The following is a 19,396-nucleotide window of genomic DNA, read 5'->3' on the forward strand; positions in this document are numbered from 1 at the left end:
CAGGGAGAAGGCTCATGCTGAACAACAATGCGAATGCCTCGGATGGCTTGGTCGTGCGCCCGTCGCGAGGCACTGACGGGCCGTTTCTGCAAAGCCTCTATCGTTCGGCACGCAGTGATCTGCAATGGATCGATGGCGAACAGGAGCAGGTCGAACAGGTCATCGCACAGCAGTTTCAGGTACAGGAAACGGGCGCGGGCGAGAACTTTCCCAATGCCATGCACTACGTGATCGAAAAGCTCGGCACTGCGATTGGCGCCTTGAGCACCGACTTTGGGCCCAACGAGATCCGGGTGCTGTACCTGGCGTTTATCCCCGCTGCTCGTGGCCGGGGTTATGGCCGTACGGTGCTCAAAGGCGTGCAGAAAGCCGCCGAGCAGATCCGTTGCCCGGTGGCCACGGTGGTCTGGGCCAGCAACCCCCATGCCCGTCAGCATTACCTGGCACTGGGCTTTCAGGTTGAAGAGCAAAACCCGGCGGCCGAGCGGCTGGTCTGGTATCCGGGGCCGCGCTGATGGCGCTGGGGTGCTGAGGAGGGCGTAAAAAACCTCGCCACGGCGCGTGCTTGATGGGCTTCAAACACGGTCTTTTCAGTTGAAGGCGATAAAGAAGTAACCCAGCGTCGGGTCGCGGCCCATGGCCGGAATCCGCGACACGAATACACCCTTCAAGCAGCCGAATCCGGGTAGTTCCAACTCGCATAAACCATCGACAAAGGAGGTCGGCTCCAGGCTGTTCAACTCGACGCTGAAGGGCATGCGCGTACTGTTCGGCATACGTGCCTGCGGCGTGTCCTTGATGGATTCGATCTGGATCGGCAGGACGCTGCCGTCTGGCAGAGACAGGGTGCAGGGTTTCCCCAGCAGAGGCTGGAAATGCTCACTCTTGACCAGTTGCAGCATGGCGCGACTCCGGGGAAGGGAAGGTGCCGGGGGCTGAGCCCCCGGCTGGAACCTCAGTTGCGTGAAGGAAACAGCCCGTTCAGGGCTATGCTGAAGTTGATCACCAGGAAGGGGTTCATCACCTCAAGCGGTAACCCGGTGCCGGTGGCGGATACCGTGCCGGTGATGGCTGTACTCACACCCTGCAACGGCACCGGCGTGGCGCCTTGCCCGTCGGAATAGACCGTGGCCGTGCCCGGACCGCCGCCGGAGGTGCCGATGAATGAATTGGTAGCCGTCGGGACACTGACCGGGTTGCTGGCAGGGTTGGCCAGTTTCACCGTGGTGGTGGCGCTCAGGCCTGCGAGGGTGTGCGTGTGGGTGGGCAGGTTGTTGAGGGTGGGGACGACGCTTTCGGTGCCCGAGAACTGGCCGATGACACGGGGCGTCAGGCCCAGCCCGTTACCCTGGCCGACGGGAAACCGTCCTTGCAGGTTCGGCAACTGGAAATTGGTGGTGCCGTTGCCGCCGTAGTAGGTCCCGAGCAGTGCAAACATCGCTTGGTACTGTGAGACACCCAGTGTCTGGCCATTACAGGTCGACCAGCCGTTGGGAGGGTAGTTAAAAGCAAATGCCTGAATGGTGCCGATGAAAACTTCCATAGATCCTCATCCTTCTGATTATGGTAGGGCGCTTTCTTGGGTGCGCTTCAGGCGCTGGAGAGGCCGTGTCGATACAGCCGATTCCATTCACTGCAAGGGCCGGTCACGCAGTGCTGAGCGTAGACGCTGATGATGCGTGTTGCCGGGTGTCGGCCGTTTCGGTGCCGAGCGGTGCACGTCGCGCGGGCCGTCGAGGGTTGTCCTACAGTTACCGGGTGATGCAGCGGACCAATGGGTAATGGACAGAATGTCGAGCCGACGTGTGATCGAGGCGGGTAAACCGGCCGGGGAGTTCTCGGCGTTGCGGCAGGAGTCGGTTGCCCGACAGGTGTGGCGGTGGGTCGGGGGATACTGGTTCCTGTCGATTATGGTTGTGGCGACCGTCGTGCGCTTTTATGACCTCACGGCCGCCGCCATCTGGGGAGATGAAGGCTCCAGCCTGTTGATGAGCCAGTATTCATTGGCCGGTATCTGGTTTCATGCCGCCCATGATGTGCACCCGCCGCTGTACTTCGTGATCCTGCATGGCTGGATCGCGCTGTTTGGCGATGGCATTTTTTCGATCCGCTGCCTGAGCGCAGTGCCCGGCATCGCGACCGTGGCGCTCGGGGTCTGGCTCACGCGGCTGATCGCCAGTCGCCGTGCGGCGCTGCTGGCCGGGTTGCTGCTCGCACTGTTGCCCACGGCGGTGCGTTACAGCCAGGAAGTGCGGATGTATTCGTTGCTGGGCCTGTGGCTGCTGGGCGCGACCCTTGCCTTGGTGTACTGGATCAAGTACCCGAACCGCACGCGTTACCTGTTGATTTACGTGCTGTTGATGACCGCTGCGTTTTACACCCACTACTTCACCGCACTGTGCGTGCTCGCCCATTGGTCCTATTTGCTGGTGCTGCGTTGGCAACCGGCCAGCCCGATGCGTTACGTCAACCGCCCGGCCTGGTGGCTGGCGAACGTGGCGATTGTGTTGCTTTACCTGCCCTGGGTGCCGGGGCTGGTGGACCTGGTGCGCCATGTCGATGAGCTCAAGGCCAATGGTGATGTGGGCTGGGAGTCGCCGGTGACCTTCGACGCGCTGCCTTCGATGATCTGGTCGTTCCTGCTGCAAGATGATGGCGAAGCCTTGCCCTGGCCGGTTTTCGCCGCATTACCGCTGCTGATGCTGGGCGTCGTGGGCTGGGCGGTGGTGACGGATCGCAGCCGTTACCGCTGGAGCACTTTGCTGGCGATCTATGCCGTGTTGCCGCTGCTGACGGTGTTTGGCGTGTCATTCATTTCGCCGGTCTTCATCGAGCGATACCTGACGGCGTACGCCATCGCTTTCCCGTTGCTCATCGCGCTGGCCTGTGCGCGCTTGTATCGGCATGTTCGGTGGCTGGCAGTGACAGTGCTGGTGCTGATTGCCGGGGTCGAGCTGGCAGGGTTGAAAAACAACAGCACCGTCGATGTGCATGATCAGGTGAGCGTCATGGTCGATTACGTAAACCGGCATTATGTGCCGGGTGACCGGATCGTCATCAGTGACCTGCTGTGGTACTTGAGTTACGTCTATTACAACCGTACCGACGCCCAGCCGTTGCTCTACACCCCACCCTCGGCCGACGGCGTATCCAGCCGCCCGAACGCATACGGCTTTGGCACGCTGGTGGAGGCGCAAGCGCCGCATATCTACCTCGACAGCCTGACAACCCTGGCCCGTGGCACCGGGCGAGTCTGGTTGATCAGCACGTATGACCAGCCGGATGAGTTTGCACCGTTGCCCGCCGGTTGGCAGGTCCTCGGCGAGACCGAGTCAGGCAATGCCCGGGCGCGGCTGTTTTTGATGGGCAAGGCCAGGCCGAACGCTTCTTGAGCGGGCCATCGGTTTCAGGTCGATTCATCGCCGCTGCGCAACGCTTTCAAGCTTAAACGCTTCACCCCGCGTGGCCGCGTGCTCGGTGACTTTTTGAGCATGCTTTTGTTGTGGTCTTGCTCCGATTTGATATCAAAACACCACTAGTTGATTGTGATTTCATGGTCTACGCTCTGCCACAAAAGGACTGACATTTAGGGTGAAGGGATGCAGCAGTTCCACTTTATCTCCGGCTTGCCGCGCTCAGGCTCGACCCTGCTTTCTGCCATTTTGTTGCAGAACCCGCGCTTTCATGCCGGCATGAGCAGCCCCCTCGGATCGCTGTTCTCCAGTGTCCTGGAGCAATGCAGTGCCGGCAGCGAATTTGGCGCGGTGATCGACACTCCGCTACGCCGTCGTCTATTGCGCGGTCTGTTCGACTCCTTCTATGCCGATCAGGCAGATACACCCGTTATCTTCGATACCAATCGCCAATGGTGCTCGCGTCAGCCTGCGCTACGGGAGCTGTTTCCCAAGGCCAAAACCATTGCCTGTGTGCGCAATGTCGCCTGGGTGATGGACAGCCTTGAGCGTCTGTACCGCGCTAACCCCTTCGAGAACACCAAACTGTTCAACGATGAAATCGAGCGCAATACCGTTTACAGCCGTTGCGAAACCCTGGCGCAGCGCAATCGCCTGGTGGGGTTTGCCTGGACGGCGTTGAAAGAGGCTTATTACGGCGAAAACGCCGACTCGCTGCTGATCGTCGATTACGACCTGCTGAGCCAGGCCCCTGATCGGGTCATGCGGTTGATCTACGATTTCATCGACGAACCCTGGTTCGAGCACGATTTCAACAACCTCGCCTATGACGCGCCGGAATTCGATCAGGCGCTCGGGGTATCGGGGCTGCACAAGGTCAAACCCAGGGTTCGCCTGGAGTCGCGGCGCACCATTCTGCCGCCGGACCTGTTCGACAAATACGCAGAGTTGTCCTTTTGGCACGATGGCTCTGCCAGCGCTGCCAATGTCATTCGTATGAAAGCCGACGCCGCGGTCAGTTGATCGCAGCGTTTTCATTGACGCGGTATGAATGTTCGAGTCCGGGTGAGCAGCATGTGGTGGAGCAAAGGCAAGTCGCGGGTCACGGAGGGCGCACGCGTCCTGGCATCGCCAATGATCATGTCCCTGGAACCGCGAATGCTGTTCGACGGCGCAGTGGCGGCCACGGTTGCCGATACCGCCGCCCAAGCTGACAGCCACGCCACGGCGGACGCTGCCAAGGCACCGGTTGCCGATCACCCGGTGGCCAGCAAGGACACCCACGGCCAGACGGACAACACGTCAGCGGCTACGCCCGCGCCTGCTGCGACGCCCACCGCCGTACCCGGTCAGAGCGTGGTGTTCGTCGACTCGCGCATCAAGGACGCCGATAGCCTGCTTAAAGGCGTGGCACCCGGCACCCAGGTGGTCCAGCTCGACCCGACCAAGGATGGTTTGCAGCAAATCGCTGATTATCTGGATACCCATCACGGCGTGAGCACCGTGGAAATCATCGCCCACGGCAATAGCGGCGACTTGTGGCTGGGCGACACTTACCTGTCGGCCGATAACGTGGCGGCTCGCAGCGAGGTGCTGGCGCGCATCGGCAATGACATGAACGTCGGCGGTGACATTCTGATCTACGCCTGCAACACCGCCGCAGGTGACAAGGGCATCAACTTTGTCGACTCGCTGGCGCAACTTACCGGGCGCGATATCGCCGCGTCGAACAACCGTACCGGTGTGAGCGGTGACTGGGATCTGGAAATCGCGACCGGCACCATCGAGAGCCATAACGTGCTGTCGGCCCAGTCCATGACTGCGTATCAGTACAGCCTGGCGACCCTGACGGTCACCAACAACGGTGACAGTGGGGTCGGCTCATTGCGTCAGGCGCTGAGCGATGCCGTGGTGGGTGACACGGTGACGTTCAGCACCACCATGACGGTCAATCTGAACGCGCAACTGACCATTACCAAGAACGTCACAGTGGAAGGTGACCTGAACCATGACGGCATTGCCGATGTGACCCTCAACGGTCAGTACAAAACCCGGGTGCTTCAGGTCGCTTCCGGGGTCACTGCGACCCTCGACGGGCTGATCATCAAACAAGGCCTGGTGGCCGGCAATGGTGCCGCCGCCGGTACGGACGGCACGGCGGCCATGGGCGGCGGTATTTTCAATTCCGGCAACCTGACCCTCAAGAACGTCACCGTGACCAGCAACGCCGCTTCGGGCGGCGGTGGCGGTGGCGGGGTTACCGCACCTTACGTCGGTGGCGCGGTCGGTGGCGGCGGCGGCGGTGGTGGTGCATTGGGCGGGCAAGCCGGCGGTCATGGTGGCACCTCCGGCTTCGGCACGGGTGTGTACGGCGGTACGAGCGGTAGTGCCAACACGGGCGGTAACGGCGGCGGGTACAACCCCAACTACATGGGCGGTCGCGGCGGCAGCAGCAGCGGTGGCGCGGGCGGCGTGGGAGCTGCCAACTACAGCAGCGGTGGCGCGGGCGGTACGGCGAACAACGGCACGATTTCCATCGGCGGTGGCGGTGGCGGCTCCGGTTGGGACAAGCCCGGCCGGGCCGGGGCGTCGGCTGCCGGTGGTATTTACAACGCCAGTAGCGGCACCCTGACGGTCATTGGCACCTCGGTGATTTCCGGCAACATCGCCGCCGGTGGTGGCGGTGGTGGCGGTGGTGGCCTGGGCGGTTCCGCCGACTCCGGCGGTGCGGCCGGTAAAGGCGTCGGTGCGATCTGGAACAAAGGTACGGTATTGATGACCGCCGCCAACTTCGCGGCGCTGTCCGGTAACGTCGGTGGCAGTGGCTCCGGCGGTCCGGCGCTGGGTGGCGGTAGTACCGGTGCCAGCGTGGCGGCCGTGAACAATATCTTCAACGACGGCGGCACCGTGAACACCGCCTATGCACCGACACCGAGCGCTACCATCGTGGTGGCGAACAGCGCCCTGCACATCGGCCAGACCTCGCTTGTGACCATTACCTTCACTGAGGCGGTGACCGGTTTCACCAACGCCGACCTGACGATTGCCAACGGCACGCTGAGCGCGGTGAGCAGCAGCGATGGCGGGGTGACCTGGACGGCGACTCTCACCCCGACCAACGCCATTACTGACACCACTAACCTGATCACCCTGGATAACACCGGGGTCCAGAGTGTGTCGCTGGGCACAGCCGGGGTTGGCACCAGCACGTCCAACAATTACGCCATCGATACCGTACGGCCGACCGCGACCATTGTGTTCACCGATACCGCACTGAAAATCGGCGACACCTCACTGGTCACCTTCACGTTCTCTGAGGCCGTGAGTGGTTTCACCAACGCGGACCTGACGATTGCCAACGGCACCCTGACCGCCGTGAGCAGCAGTGATGGCGGCATTACCTGGACCGGGACCTTCACCCCGACCGCGAGCATCACCGACACGACCAACCTGATCACCCTGGACAACACCGGTGTGGCGGACCTGGCCGGCAACGCCGGGACGGGCACCACCGACTCCAATAACTACGCCATCGACACCGTACGTCCGACCGCCACGATTGTGCTGGCTGACCCGACGCTGACCGCAGGCGAAACCTCGCTGGTGACCATCACGTTCAGTGAGGCCGTGAGTGGTTTCACCAACGCGGACCTGAGCATCGCCAACGGCACGCTGAGCGCGGTGAGCAGCAGCGATGGCGGGATCACCTGGACCGCGACCTTCACCCCGACCGACGGGGTGTTCGACGCCACCAACCTGATCACCCTGAACAACAGCGGTGTGGCGGACCTGGCGGGTAACGCCGGCAGCGGCACCACCGACTCGGGCAATTACGTGGTCAACACGGCGCGGCCGACCGCCACTATCGTGGTGGCGGACAATGCCCTGAGAATCGGCGAAACCTCGCTGGTGACCATCACCTTCAACCAGGCCGTGAGCGGTTTCACCAACGCCGACCTGACCATTGCCAACGGTACATTGACTGCGGTGAGCAGCAGCGACGGCGGTATTACCTGGACCGCGACCTTTACCCCGAGCAGCAGCATCACCGACGCGACCAACCTGATCACCCTGGACAATAGTGGCGTCCAGGCCGTCAGCACGGGCAACGTCGGCAGCGGCAGCACGGATTCGAACAACTACGCCATCGACACCGTGCGGCCAACCGCGACCATCGTGATCGCGAGCTCGACACTGGCCATTGGTCAGACCTCGCTGGTGACCATCACCTTCAGCGAGGCGGTGACCGGCTTCACTAACGCCGACCTGACGATTGCCAACGGCACGTTGAGCGCCGTGAGCAGCAGTGATGGCGGGATCACCTGGACGGCAACCTTTACGCCGAGCGCCAGCATCAGCGATGCGACCAACCTGATCACCCTGGACAACACCGGTGTGGCGGACCTGGCCGGCAACGCGGGCAGCGGCACCACGAATTCGAACAATTACGCCATCGACACCGCACGTCCGACCGCCACGATTGTGCTGGCCGACCCGACGCTGAGCGCAGGCGAAACCTCGCTGGTGACCATCACCTTCAGTGAGGCCGTGAGCGGTTTCACCAACGCCGACCTGACGATCCCCAACGGTACGCTGAGCGCGGTCAGCTCCAGCGACGGCGGGATTACCTGGACCGCGACGTTTACGCCCACCAGCGGTATCAATGACACCACCAACCTGATCACCCTGAACAACGCCGGTGTGGCGGACCTGGCCGGTAACGCGGGTTCAGGCGTCACCAATTCGAACAACTTCACCATCGATACCGTGCGTCCGACGGCGACCATCATCGTGGCCGACAATGCCCTGAAAATCGGCGAAACCTCGCTGGTGACCATCACCTTCAACGAGGCCGTGAGCGGCTTCACCAACGCCGACCTGACCATCGCCAACGGTACGTTGAGTGCAGTGAGCAGCAGCGACGGCGGGATCACCTGGACGGCGACCTTTACGCCGAGCAGCAGCATCACCGACGCGACCAACCTGATCACCCTGGACAATAGCGGCATCCAGGCTGTCAGCTCGGGCAACGTCGGCAGCGGCAGCACGGATTCGAACAACTACGCTATCGACACCGTGCGGCCAACCGCGACCATCGTGATCGCGGACTCGACACTGGCGATTGGTCAGACCTCGCTGGTGACCATCACCTTCAGCGAGGCGGTGACCGGCTTCACCAATGCCGACCTGACGATTGCCAACGGCACGTTGAGCGCCGTGAGCAGCAGTGATGGCGGGATCACCTGGACGGCGACCTTTACGCCGAGCGCCAGCATCAGCGATGCGACCAACCTGATCACCCTGGACAACACCGGTGTGGCGGACCTGGCCGGCAACGCGGGCAGCGGCACCACGGATTCGAACAATTACGCCATCGACACCCAGCGTCCGACCGCCACGATTGTGTTGGCCGACCCGACGCTGAGCGCAGGCGAAACCTCGCTGGTGACCATCACCTTCAGTGAGGCCGTGAGCGGTTTCACCAACGCCGACCTGACGATCCCCAACGGTACGCTGAGCGCGGTCAGCTCCAGCGACGGCGGGATTACCTGGACCGCGACGTTTACGCCCACCAGCGGTATCAATGACACCACCAACCTGATCACCCTGAACAACGCCGGTGTGGCGGACCTGGCCGGTAACGCGGGTTCAGGCGTCACCAATTCGAACAACTTCACCATCGATACCGTGCGTCCGACGGCGACCATCATCGTGGCCGACAATGCCCTGAAAATCGGCGAAACCTCGCTGGTGACCATCACCTTCAACGAGGCCGTGAGCGGCTTCACCAACGCCGACCTGACCATCGCCAACGGCACGTTGAGCGCCGTGAGCAGCAGTGATGGCGGTATCACCTGGACGGCGACTTTTACCCCGAGCAGCAGCATCACTGACGCGACCAACCTGATCACCCTGGACAATACCGGCGTCCAGGCTGTCAGCTCGGGCAATGTCGGCAGCGGCAGCACGGATTCGAACAACTATGCCATCGACACCCAGCGTCCGACGGCGACCATCGTGGTGACGGACAACGCGCTGGGGATCGGTCAGACCTCGCTGGTGACCATCACCTTCAGTGAAGCAGTGACTGGTTTCACCAACGCCGACCTGACGATCGACAACGGTACGCTGAGTGCGGTGAGTAGCAGCGATGGCGGCGTGACCTGGACCGCCACACTGACGCCGGTGAACGGCGTCACTCACAGCGGCAATGTGATCACGCTGGACAACACCGGCGTGACAGACCTGTCCGGCAATGCCGGTACTGCGACCACCGATTCCAATACTTACGCTATCGATAGCCAGCGCCCGACCGCGACCATCGTGCTGGCCGATTCGACCCTGGCCGCCGGTGAAACCTCGCTGGTGACCATCACCTTCAGCGAGGCGGTGACCGGCTTCACCAACGCCGACCTGACGATCCCCAACGGTACGCTGACTGCGGTCAGCAGCAGCGATGGCGGTATCACCTGGACGGCGACCTTTACTCCTACTGCGGGCATCAACGACACCACCAACCTGATCACCCTGGCCAACGCCGGCGTGGCCGACCTGGCTGGCAACGCGGGCAGCGGCACCACCAGTTCCGCCAACTTCACCATCGATACCGTGCGTCCGACGGCGACCATCATCGTGGCCGACAACGCACTGAAAATCGGTGAAACCTCGCTGGTGACCATCACCTTCAACGAGGCCGTGAGCGGCTTCACCAACGCCGACCTGACCATCGCCAACGGTACGTTGAGCGCAGTGAGCAGCAGCGACGGCGGGATCACCTGGACGGCGACGTTTACGCCGAGCAGCAGCATCACCGATGCGACCAACCTGATCACCCTGGACAATACTGGCGTCCAGGCTGTCAGCTCGGGCAACGTCGGCAGCGGCAGCACGGATTCGAACAACTACGCCATCGATACCGTGCGGCCAACCGCGACCATCGTAATCGCGGACTCGACACTGGCCATTGGTCAGAGCTCGCTGGTGACCATCACCTTCAGCGAGGCCGTGACCGGCTTCACCAATGCCGACCTGACGATTGCCAACGGCACGTTGAGCGCCGTGAGCAGCAGTGATGGCGGTATTACCTGGACGGCGACCTTTACGCCGAGCGCCAGCATCACCGATGCGACCAACCTGATCACCCTGGACAACACCGGTGTGGCGGACCTGGCCGGCAACGCGGGCAGCGGCACCACCGACTCCAACAACTATGCGGTCGACACCCAGCGTCCGACCGCCACGATTGTGTTGGCCGACCCGACGCTGAGCGCAGGCGAAACCTCGCTGGTGACCATCACCTTCAGTGAGGCCGTGAGCGGTTTCACCAACGCCGACCTGAGTGTGCCCAACGGAACCTTGAGCGCGGTCAGCTCCAGCGACGGCGGGATTACCTGGACCGCGACGTTTACGCCCACCAGCGGTATCAATGACACCACCAACCTGATCACCCTGAACAACAGCGGTGTGGCGGACCTGGCCGGTAACGCGGGTTCAGGCATCACCAGTTCGAGCAACTTCACCATCGACACCGTGCGTCCGACCGCCACCATCGTGATTGCCGACACGGCGCTGAAGGCCGGTGAAACCACGGTGGTGACCATCACCTTCTCCGAGGCGGTCAGCGGACTCACCGGCGCCGACCTGACGGTGGCCAACGGCACGCTGGGCATTTTCAGCACGGGCGATGGCGGCATCACCTGGACGGCGACCTTTACCCCAAGCAGCAATATCACCGACACCAGCAACCTCATTACCCTGGACAACAGCGGCGTCACGAATGGGTCGGGCAACAGCGGCTCCGGTACCACGGATTCCAATAACTACGCCATCGACACCGCCCGTCCTACGGCGACCATCGTCGTCGCCCATCCGCTGCTGGGCATTGGCCAGACCTCGCAGGTCACTATCACCTTCAGTGAGGCCGTCAGTGGTCTGGATGTGTCCGATTTCAGCGTGGCCAACGGCACGCTGTCCAATCTGCTGAGCAGTGACGGCGGCACGACCTGGACCGCAACCCTGACACCGACCGCGAACATCAACGACACCACCAACCAGGTCACCCTCGACACTGCCGGTGTGCTGGATGCGGCCGGCAACGCGGGCAGTACCGTTGCCCTGTCCAACAACTACGTGCTCGACGTCGACCGCCCTACCGCGACCATTGTCGTCGCCAAGTCGCTTGTGGGTATCGGCCAGACCTCGTTGGTAACCATCACCTTCACTGAAGCGGTGAGCGGTTTCGACCTCTCCGACCTGAGCGTGACCAACGGTACGCTGTCCAACCTGGCCAGCAGTGACGGTGGCAAGACCTGGACCGCGACATTTACACCGACGCCGAACGTGACCGATCCCACCAACCTGATTGTGCTCGACAACAGCAACGTGACCGACCTCGCGGGCAATGCCGGAATAGGCCTGGGCATCTCCAACAACTATGGGTTGGACAGTGACCGTCCCACCGCGACCATCGTGATCGACAACCCGAACCTGGGTATTGGCCAGACCTCGCAGGTGACCTTCACCTTCAGCGAGGCCGTGAAGAATTTCACGTTGTCCGACATCAGCGTGGCCAACGGCACGCTGTCCAACCTGGTCAGCAGCAACGGCGGCAAGATCTGGACCGCCACCCTGACACCGGCAGCCAATACCAACGATGCGACCAACTTCATCGGGCTGGATGCCGCCAATGTGGCCGATCGCGCGGGGAACACCGGGTCAGGTGTCGCGATCTCCAACAACTTTGCAATCAACACCGTGCCTGCGGTGAAACCACCGACACCACCGACGGCCGGGGTTTCGTTCGGCGATCCGCAGTTCCGCATCAGTGACCCGGTACTGCCGCAAGACGTGCCGAATGTGCCGCTGCAACCGATTGTGTTCACACCACCGACCGGCAACCTCGGCTCACCGCTGACCTTTGCGCCGCTGTTCGAACAGCGCGTGCTGGGCGATGGCATCCGTCCACTGGGCGATATCTTCATCAGCCGGGGCGAATTGGCCCCCAGTTACCTCGCTCAAGTATTTGGTAGCAGCGAGAACGCGGGTGACGGTGCCAGTCACGGTTTCTTAGGCTTTGGCAGTGGTGATGGCGGGGTGTTCGGCAACAGCACCTTGTCGACGTTGTTCCATGAGGACGCCGCGTCACAGGATGATTCGTTCAACGTTTTTGATCGTTCTGCGGTCAACGGCGGTGAAATTGCCCAGACGGCGCAAGGGATGTTCGGCGCGCCGACCCTGGGTGAGCAACTGCAACACCTGAGAAACACCGAACAACGGCAAATCGACGTATTAGCCGCCGCTTTACAACAGGTTGGCATCAGCGAAATGCAGGCCTGACAGACACCTTAACCATGCGGTACCCAGGGGCGAGACAGGGATGAAGAAAAGTCAGAAGTTGTTCGGCGCCAGCCTCTTGGCGTTGATGGTCAGCGGATGCGCCGTCACCAGTGATCCGATTGAGCGCAGTGTCAGTGAGCAACGTGGCAGAACCGATCTGCTGAATATGTACAAGGGGCAGGAGCCGCTCAGTGGCCCGCTGACCCTGCACCAGGCCATGGCCCGCGCGGTGAAGTACAACCTCGAAGGCCGGTTGAAAATCATGGAAGAGGCGCTGGCCAAGCGCCAACTCGACCTCGCCAGTTTCGACATGCTGCCACGCATGGCGCTGGACGCCGGGTATGTGGGGCGTAACAACGTCAGCGCCTCCAGCAGCCAGAGCGTGCGCACCGGCACCCAGTCCCTGGAACCGTCCACCTCGCAGGACCGCGACCGCGATGTGGCGGACCTGACCATGGTCTGGAACGTGCTCGACTTCGGTGTCAGCTACATCAGCGCCAAGCAGCAGGGCGACCAGCGCCTGATCGTGCAAGAGCGGCGGCGCAAGGTCATCAACACCATCGTTCAGGACGTGCGCTCCGCCTATTGGCGCGCTGTGGCAGCCGAGCGTCTGCTCGGTCAGATCGACAGCCTCATGGCACGGGTCGAGCAAGCCCAGGCCAACAGCCAGAGCATGAGCGAGCAACGTATTGGCGACCCGATACAGGCCTTGAGTTACCAGCGTTCCCTGATCGAGGCCACCCGCCAGTTGCAGGAGCAGCGTCGGGCGTTATCCCTGGCCAAGACCGAACTGGCGACCCTGATCAACCTGCCGCTGGGCACCGACCTGAAACTGGCAACACCGGACGACTACCCGATTCCCGAGTTGAAAGTCAGCCTCGCCGCCCTGGAGCAGGAAGCCCTTACCAGTCGTCCGGAGCTGCGTGAGCAGGACTACCAGACGCGCATCAGCGCCGCTGAAACCCGCAAAGCCATGCTGCGCCTGCTGCCGGGTCTGGAGTTCTCCGCTGGCGGGCATTACGACAGCAACTCGTTCCTGGTGGATTCGAGCTGGGCCGACTATGGCGTGAAAGTCACCTGGAACCTGTTCAACGTGATTTCCGCCCCGGCGGCCATCGACGTGGCCAAGGCCGGCGAAGAAGTGGCGGCCGCGCGGCGTCAGGCGATGTCGATCGCCATCCTGGCGCAGCTCTACGTGGCCAGGGCCAACTATCAAGAAGCACTGCGCCAGTTCAAGACCAACCAGCAACTGTCGGACATCGACGGGCAAATTGTCGGTCAGTTGCGCAACCGTCATGAGGCTGCCGGCATCGGTGAGCTGGACCTGATTCAGGGCGAGTTGAACAACCTGAAAGCCGATTTGCGTCGCGACCTGTCGTACGCCGACCTGCGCAACGCGTATGGGCAGATTTTTGCCAGTGCCGGGCTTGATCCGTTGCCGGACCAAGTGCAATCGACGCAGGTACAGTCCATCGCCACGGCGCTGGCCAGTCGTGAGTCGGCATGGGCGTCGGGCAACATCAGCGTGCCGGTGGCCCGTGCCCCTGCGCAGTAATCTGCTGGCGCCCACCGCCAGCATCAGTCGGGCACAACGCGAAGACCGCCACGGTCATCGCGGGGTGGCCATCTTGCTGACCGGGTTGCCGGCAGCAGGCAAGTCGACCCTCGCCCAGGCGCTGCACGCCGTGTTGTTCGAGCGCGGCGTGCAGAGCCTGGTGCTCGACGGCGACGGGCTGCGGGTCGGGCTCAATCGCGACTTGGGGTTTGCCGACCAGGACCGTCAGGAAAACATTCGCCGCGCCAGCGAGGTGGCGGCGTTACTGGTGGAAAACGGGCAGATCGTGATTCTGGCGATGATTGCGCCGTTGGTGGAGCTGCGCGAAGTCTTCGCCCGGCGATTGGGCGAGGACTACCACGAAGTCTGGTGCAGTGCCTCGCTTGACGTCTGCGAGCAGCGTGACCCCAAAGGTCATTACGCCCGTGCTCGCAGCGGTGAACTGCCGGGGTTCACCGGCGTCTCTGCACCTTACGAACCGCCCGCGTCGGCAGCGTTGGTACTCGATACCGGCCAGTTGTCGGTGGACTCCTGCCTCGACCGTTTACTGACCTGGCTCGGCGAGTGCGCGGTGCTGCCGAAACGATGAACCGGCCGGCATTTTCCCGACTGCCTGTGACGGTGCATCTGCCGTTGCTGTTGCAGGCGCTGGCGCAGATCAAACACAGCGACTGGCACTGCCATTTCAACAGCAACTACTTCAGCGGTGAGTGGAGCGGCGTGGCGCTGATCAGCGCGGCCGATGCGCTGACGGAACTGTCCCCCGGCCACGGGGCGCCGCTGCGGCGGGCGCCGTGGCTGCTCGATGATCGCTGGCGCCAGGCGTTGCAGAATCTACCCCTGGACATCGTATCGGCCCGGTTGCTGAGACTGGGGCCGGGCAGTCGCATTCACGAGCACCGCGACTACGACCTTGAAGGGACCGAGGCCGATGTGCGACTACACATTCCCTTGCTCAGCCCACCTGATGTCGACTTCATGCTCGACGGCTTACGCATTCCGATGAGTGCCGGCGAATGCTGGTTTCTCGACTTGTCGCGGCCCCACAGCGTCGATAACCGCGATCGCCGCGAGCGGGTGCATCTGGTGATGGATTGCCGTCCCGGTCCTTGGCTGGAGCAGGCGATTGTCGAGGGTGCGGCCACCACGCCGGAACCGGGTGCTGGCCGTGCGGCGCAAGCGCTGGTGCAGTTTCGACGCCTGTTGGAGCGCGACCCGCAGCTCTGCCAGACCTTGCAGGGCGTGACCGACAGCGAAGCCTTTATTGCCACCACCCTGACGCTGGCCGCCGAGCGTGGCCTGTCGTTTTCCCGTGAAGAGCTACGCGCCGCGATGCGCAATGGCCGGCGCCAATGGAACGAACAATGGAGCGCTTGAACCTTGACGGCTGGCTGCCGATTCGCCTCTGGCAACAGACCGGGGAGTGGCGGGTCGATTGGTGCTGGTTTGGCAATCAGCCGTTGCACCAGCCGTTTTTCCGCGACGCGGTGGAGGAGGCGTTGCGCCTGCCGTTCAATCAGGCCTTTGGCCGTCAAACACCGCTGCGAGTGTTGAGTGTCTGGCAGTCGATCAGCCCGGGGCTGGCGCCAGGCGCCTTCATTTTTCACGCATCACGCTGTGGTTCGACACTGATCGCTCAGATGCTCGCGCAACTCGATAACCACATCGTCATTTCCGAACCGCCGCCACTGGACGCCTTGCTGCGCAGCGGCTTGCCGGCTCTGGAGCGTAATGCGGCCATTCGCGGCCTGTTCTCGGCGTACGGCCAGCGACGGCGAGGCGTGGAGCAACGGCTGGTGATCAAGCTGGACGCCTGGAACCTCGGTGAGCTGGCGCTATTGCGGGAGTGTTTTCCTGACACGCCCTGGTTGTTTGTTTACCGCGACCCATTGGAAATCGCTGTCTCTCATCTGCGTCGACCAGGCATGCACATGGTGCCGGGGTTGATCGGCGCGAGCGTACTGGACGATGGGGCGGCGTTTGAAGGGCAAGAAGACTTCATCGCCCGACGCCTGGGCACGTTGCTGCAAACAGCAGTTGAGCATTGCCGCGAATTTTCCGGGCTGGCGGTCAACTACAGTGAGTTGCCGGGAGCGATGGAAGGACGTTTGGCCGAGTTTTTTGCGCTGGATTCCGAGCAGCAAACGCGGGTGTTCAGCGCCGTGAATCAGCACTCCAAGCAACCGAGCGAAACGTTTCTGGCCGACGGCGAAAACAAGCAGCAAGAGGCCTCGCCTCTGCTCAGAGAACGCGTAGAGTTCTGGACGCGTGGACCTTATGAAGCACTGGAACACTGGCGAACCGCGTCTTGTGGCGAGGGAGCTTGCTCCCGCTTGGCCGTGGAGCGGCCCTGAATCCGGCGGCGGTATTTTTCAGGCACACCGCATTGGCTGAATTGCGACGGCTTCGCCGCCGAACGGGAGCAAGCTCCCTCGCCACAGGTGAATTAACCGCTCAGCTTTTCGACGACAAATCCGCCATGCCCTTGAGCAATTCGATCGGCAGTGGAAAGACAATCGTCGAACTCTTGTCCCCGGCAATCGAACTCAGGGTCTGCATGTAGCGCAATTGCATGGCACCGGGCTGCCGACCGAGCATTTCGGCGGCCTGCATGAGTTTTTCCGAGGCCTGCAATTCACCTTCGGCGTGGATCACTTTCGCCCGCCGTTCACGTTCGGCTTCGGCCTGTTTGGCGATGGCGCGGATCATTGATTCGTTGAGGTCGACGTGTTTGATTTCGACGTTGGCGACCTTGATGCCCCAGGCATCGGTCTGTGCGTCCAGCACTTGTTGGACGTCGAAGTTCAAGCGCTCGCGTTCGGCCAGCAATTCGTCCAATTCATGTTTACCGAGCACTGCCCGCAAAGTGGTTTGCGCCAGTTGGCTGGTGGCCATGAGGAAATCTTCGACCTGGATGATCGCTTTTTGCGGGTCAAGCACACGGAAGTACAGCACCGCGTTGACCTTCACCGAGACGTTGTCGCGGGTGATCACGTCTTGCGGCGGGACATCGAGCACCACGGTGCGCAGATCGACCCGAACCATTTGCTGGACCACTGGAATCAGCAGGATCAGCCCCGGGCCCTTGACCTGCCAAAAACGTCCGAGCTGGAACACCACCCCGCGTTCGTATTCGCGCAGGATACGGAAGGTCGACCCTGCCAGTGCAATCAACAGCACCAACAGCGCGGCAAAACCCACTTGCAAGCCCATGATCATTCTCCTTGCGGCGCCGCGTCAGCCGCGGCCACTTCCAGCAGCGTTCCCTTGCGCGCCACCACCCGTACCTGTTGCCCCGGTTGCAGCGGTGTGGCACTCAGTACCTGCCAACGCTCGCCTTGCAAATGCACCCAGCCGTAATAGGCACTGCCGGCCTGCAACGCCGTTACCGCCGTCACACTGCCGACTAATCCGGCATCGCCGCTGACAGTCTGGCGTGGTCGGGTTTTCAGGGCATGGATCAGCAACGCGATCAACAACAGCGCACTGACCAGCGAAAGTCCTATGAGCAGGGGGGCGGGGATGTCGGCGTTGCTCAAAATGATTGCACCGATCACGAACATCAAAATGCCGCCCAGCCCGATCACGCCGTAATTGGGCAGCACCGCCTCGGCCACAAGAAACGTGATACCAAACATCATCAGCCAGACGCCGAGCGGGTTGGGGACCAACAGCACGAGCGTGTCTGCGGCGACCACCGATCCGCTCAGCCCCAACAGCAGCGCAATTGCACAACACCACCCACGAATGTTCACTTGACCCTCCAGGAGAGCCATCCGTTTGCGAGCCACACGGCGGCCCTGTCTACAGTCTAGTTGAGCTTGGAGTTGAACGAATTTTGATCAGCTGTAGTCGACACTTCCAGTGGGCAGATTTTTCGTCGCCACCCGGTATCGGGCCTAGACTTTGTAGTGAGACCAAGAGGTTTAACCATCGTCCGCCAGCCGTTTTTGCGGACACCGAGGTGCATCATGCGTATGGCAAGAACCGTGCAGCGCAGCCTGGAAGAGGCGCGCTGCGAATTTGACGTGGTGACTCACCCACATTCGGCCAGCAGCCTGGAAACCGCCAGGGTGGCGGGCATTCCTGCTGAACGCGTGGCTAAATCGGTGATCCTCGACGACCATCATGGCCACTACCTGATGGCCGTGTTGCCGGCCAGCCGCCACCTGGACCTGACCAAAGTGCGCAGCAGTGGCGAATGGCAAGTTACCCGCGAAAGCACCCTGGCCCACCTGTTCAACGACTGCGAGCGCGGCGCTGTGCCGGCCCTGGGCGAATCCTATGGCCTGGACATGGTCATCGACCCGATGTTGACCCGTCAAAAAGAGATCTACGTCGAAGCCGGCAACCACAATAACCTCGTCCACATGAGCATGGACCAGTACCTGAAAATGGTGCCGCATGCCGAAGTGTTGGAGCTGAGTCAGTAGCCAAAATCTGTAGTGGCAGGGCCTACGCCATCGCAGGCAAGCCTTGCGCCTACGGGGTTCGTGTTGGGTGCGGGATTTAGGCTCTGTACGAAAACTGCCTGCGTGTCGATCATGCTGCGTTAAAAACAGGCTCGGAATGCTCATTTACAACCCGTAAACTCCGCTTCCTCGCCTGTTTTTGCCTTGCCTGATCGCCACTCGGCGACTTTTCGTACAGACCCTAGGCGCTCCCCGGAACCTGTAGAGGCAAGGCTTGCCCGCGATGGACTGCGCAGCAGTCCCCCCACTTTCCCCAAAAACAACTCAGGAGCCAACCCCATGGAATCACCGACCCACACCCTCCCCAACCTGTTCAAACAACTCGGCCTGCCCGACGATGCCGAAAGCATCGACAAATTCATCGCCACCCATTCACCGTTAAAACCCGAACTGCACTTGGCCGACGCGTTCTTCTGGACCAAAAGCCAGGCGGATTTCTTGCGCGAGGACATCCTCGACGATTCCGATTGGGCAGAGGTGGTGGATCAACTGGATGTGCTGCTGCGGAAGGGACGGGGGGTGTAAAAAAATCTAACAGTTCGCAGAATGCCTGAGTCCTTTGTACTAAAGGCTATCCAGGCTTTCGGTGTACGAATGGGGTAATGGGCCTGAAGTAAAAT

The 19,396-nt window shown here is 61.9% G+C and carries 14 protein-coding genes; 10 read left to right on the forward strand and 4 right to left on the reverse strand.

Annotation, left to right across the window (positions count from 1 at the left end; all coding sequences use genetic code 11):
* Nucleotides 1-14: 14 nt before the first annotated feature.
* Complete coding sequence (locus AC1Z1G_RS00770) at nt 15-515, forward strand: GNAT family N-acetyltransferase (RefSeq protein ID WP_483624059.1); 501 nt, start codon at nt 15-17, stop codon at nt 513-515.
* Nucleotides 516-590: 75 nt separating this feature from the next.
* On the opposite strand, the gene AC1Z1G_RS00775 is transcribed toward AC1Z1G_RS00770, so the two are convergent.
* Both AC1Z1G_RS00775 and AC1Z1G_RS00780 read right to left on the reverse strand, forming a co-directional pair.
* Complete coding sequence (locus tag AC1Z1G_RS00775; protein ID WP_483624061.1) at nt 591-902, reverse strand: DUF6916 family protein; 312 nt, start codon at nt 900-902, stop codon at nt 591-593.
* 53 nt (nt 903-955) lie between these two features.
* Entirely contained in the window at nt 956-1,543 is a 588-nt protein-coding gene (locus AC1Z1G_RS00780; protein WP_483624063.1) for a phage tail protein, read from the reverse strand.
* A gap of 247 nt (nt 1,544-1,790) precedes the next feature.
* Between AC1Z1G_RS00780 and AC1Z1G_RS00785 the strand changes: the two genes are divergently transcribed.
* From AC1Z1G_RS00785 to AC1Z1G_RS00815, 7 genes are all read left to right on the forward strand, one after another.
* Nucleotides 1,791-3,392, forward strand: coding sequence for a glycosyltransferase family 39 protein (locus tag AC1Z1G_RS00785; RefSeq protein WP_483624065.1), 1,602 nt, complete (start codon nt 1,791-1,793; stop codon nt 3,390-3,392).
* Nucleotides 3,393-3,599: 207 nt separating this feature from the next.
* Nucleotides 3,600-4,436 (forward strand): sulfotransferase family protein, encoded by an 837-nt coding sequence (locus AC1Z1G_RS00790; RefSeq protein WP_483624067.1) that lies wholly within the window; start codon nt 3,600-3,602, stop codon nt 4,434-4,436.
* A gap of 111 nt (nt 4,437-4,547) precedes the next feature.
* Entirely contained in the window at nt 4,548-12,749 is an 8,202-nt protein-coding gene (locus AC1Z1G_RS00795) for an Ig-like domain-containing protein (protein ID WP_483627712.1), read from the forward strand.
* A gap of 40 nt (nt 12,750-12,789) precedes the next feature.
* Complete coding sequence (locus AC1Z1G_RS00800; RefSeq protein ID WP_483624069.1) at nt 12,790-14,304, forward strand: TolC family protein; 1,515 nt, start codon at nt 12,790-12,792, stop codon at nt 14,302-14,304.
* Nucleotides 14,288-14,893, forward strand: a complete 606-nt coding sequence (gene cysC, locus AC1Z1G_RS00805) for an adenylyl-sulfate kinase (protein ID WP_483624070.1) — start codon at nt 14,288-14,290, stop codon at nt 14,891-14,893. The genes AC1Z1G_RS00800 and cysC overlap by 17 nt, the downstream gene beginning before the upstream one ends.
* Nucleotides 14,890-15,681 carry an aspartyl/asparaginyl beta-hydroxylase domain-containing protein gene (locus tag AC1Z1G_RS00810; protein WP_483624072.1) on the forward strand — a complete coding sequence of 264 codons (792 nt, stop codon included), beginning with the start codon at nt 14,890-14,892 and terminating at the stop codon, nt 15,679-15,681. The genes cysC and AC1Z1G_RS00810 overlap by 4 nt, the downstream gene beginning before the upstream one ends.
* Nucleotides 15,669-16,658: a sulfotransferase family protein gene (locus tag AC1Z1G_RS00815; protein WP_483624074.1), complete on the forward strand. Its 990-nt coding sequence runs from the start codon at nt 15,669-15,671 to the stop codon at nt 16,656-16,658. Before AC1Z1G_RS00810 ends, AC1Z1G_RS00815 begins: the two co-directional genes overlap by 13 nt.
* 100 nt (nt 16,659-16,758) lie before the next feature.
* Here AC1Z1G_RS00815 and AC1Z1G_RS00820 read toward each other — a convergent pair whose 3' ends face one another.
* Together AC1Z1G_RS00820 and AC1Z1G_RS00825 are read right to left on the reverse strand one after the other, a co-directional pair.
* Nucleotides 16,759-17,517 carry a slipin family protein gene (locus tag AC1Z1G_RS00820; RefSeq protein ID WP_483624076.1) on the reverse strand — a complete coding sequence of 253 codons (759 nt, stop codon included), beginning with the start codon at nt 17,515-17,517 and terminating at the stop codon, nt 16,759-16,761.
* 2 nt (nt 17,518-17,519) lie between these two features.
* Nucleotides 17,520-18,059: an NfeD family protein gene (locus AC1Z1G_RS00825; protein WP_483624078.1), complete on the reverse strand. Its 540-nt coding sequence runs from the start codon at nt 18,057-18,059 to the stop codon at nt 17,520-17,522.
* A gap of 216 nt (nt 18,060-18,275) precedes the next feature.
* Here AC1Z1G_RS00825 and AC1Z1G_RS00830 point away from each other — a divergent pair, with 216 nt between their 5' ends.
* Both AC1Z1G_RS00830 and AC1Z1G_RS00835 read left to right on the forward strand, forming a co-directional pair.
* A complete protein-coding gene (locus AC1Z1G_RS00830; protein ID WP_483624080.1) occupies nt 18,276-18,737 on the forward strand; it encodes an aminoacyl-tRNA deacylase in 462 nt (153 codons plus the stop codon).
* A 318-nt stretch (nt 18,738-19,055) separates the two neighbouring features.
* Nucleotides 19,056-19,301: a DUF2789 domain-containing protein gene (locus AC1Z1G_RS00835; RefSeq protein WP_483624082.1), complete on the forward strand. Its 246-nt coding sequence runs from the start codon at nt 19,056-19,058 to the stop codon at nt 19,299-19,301.
* The last annotated feature ends 95 nt before the right edge of the window (nt 19,302-19,396 follow it).

This window comes from Pseudomonas sp. JL27(2026), assembly GCF_056933555.1.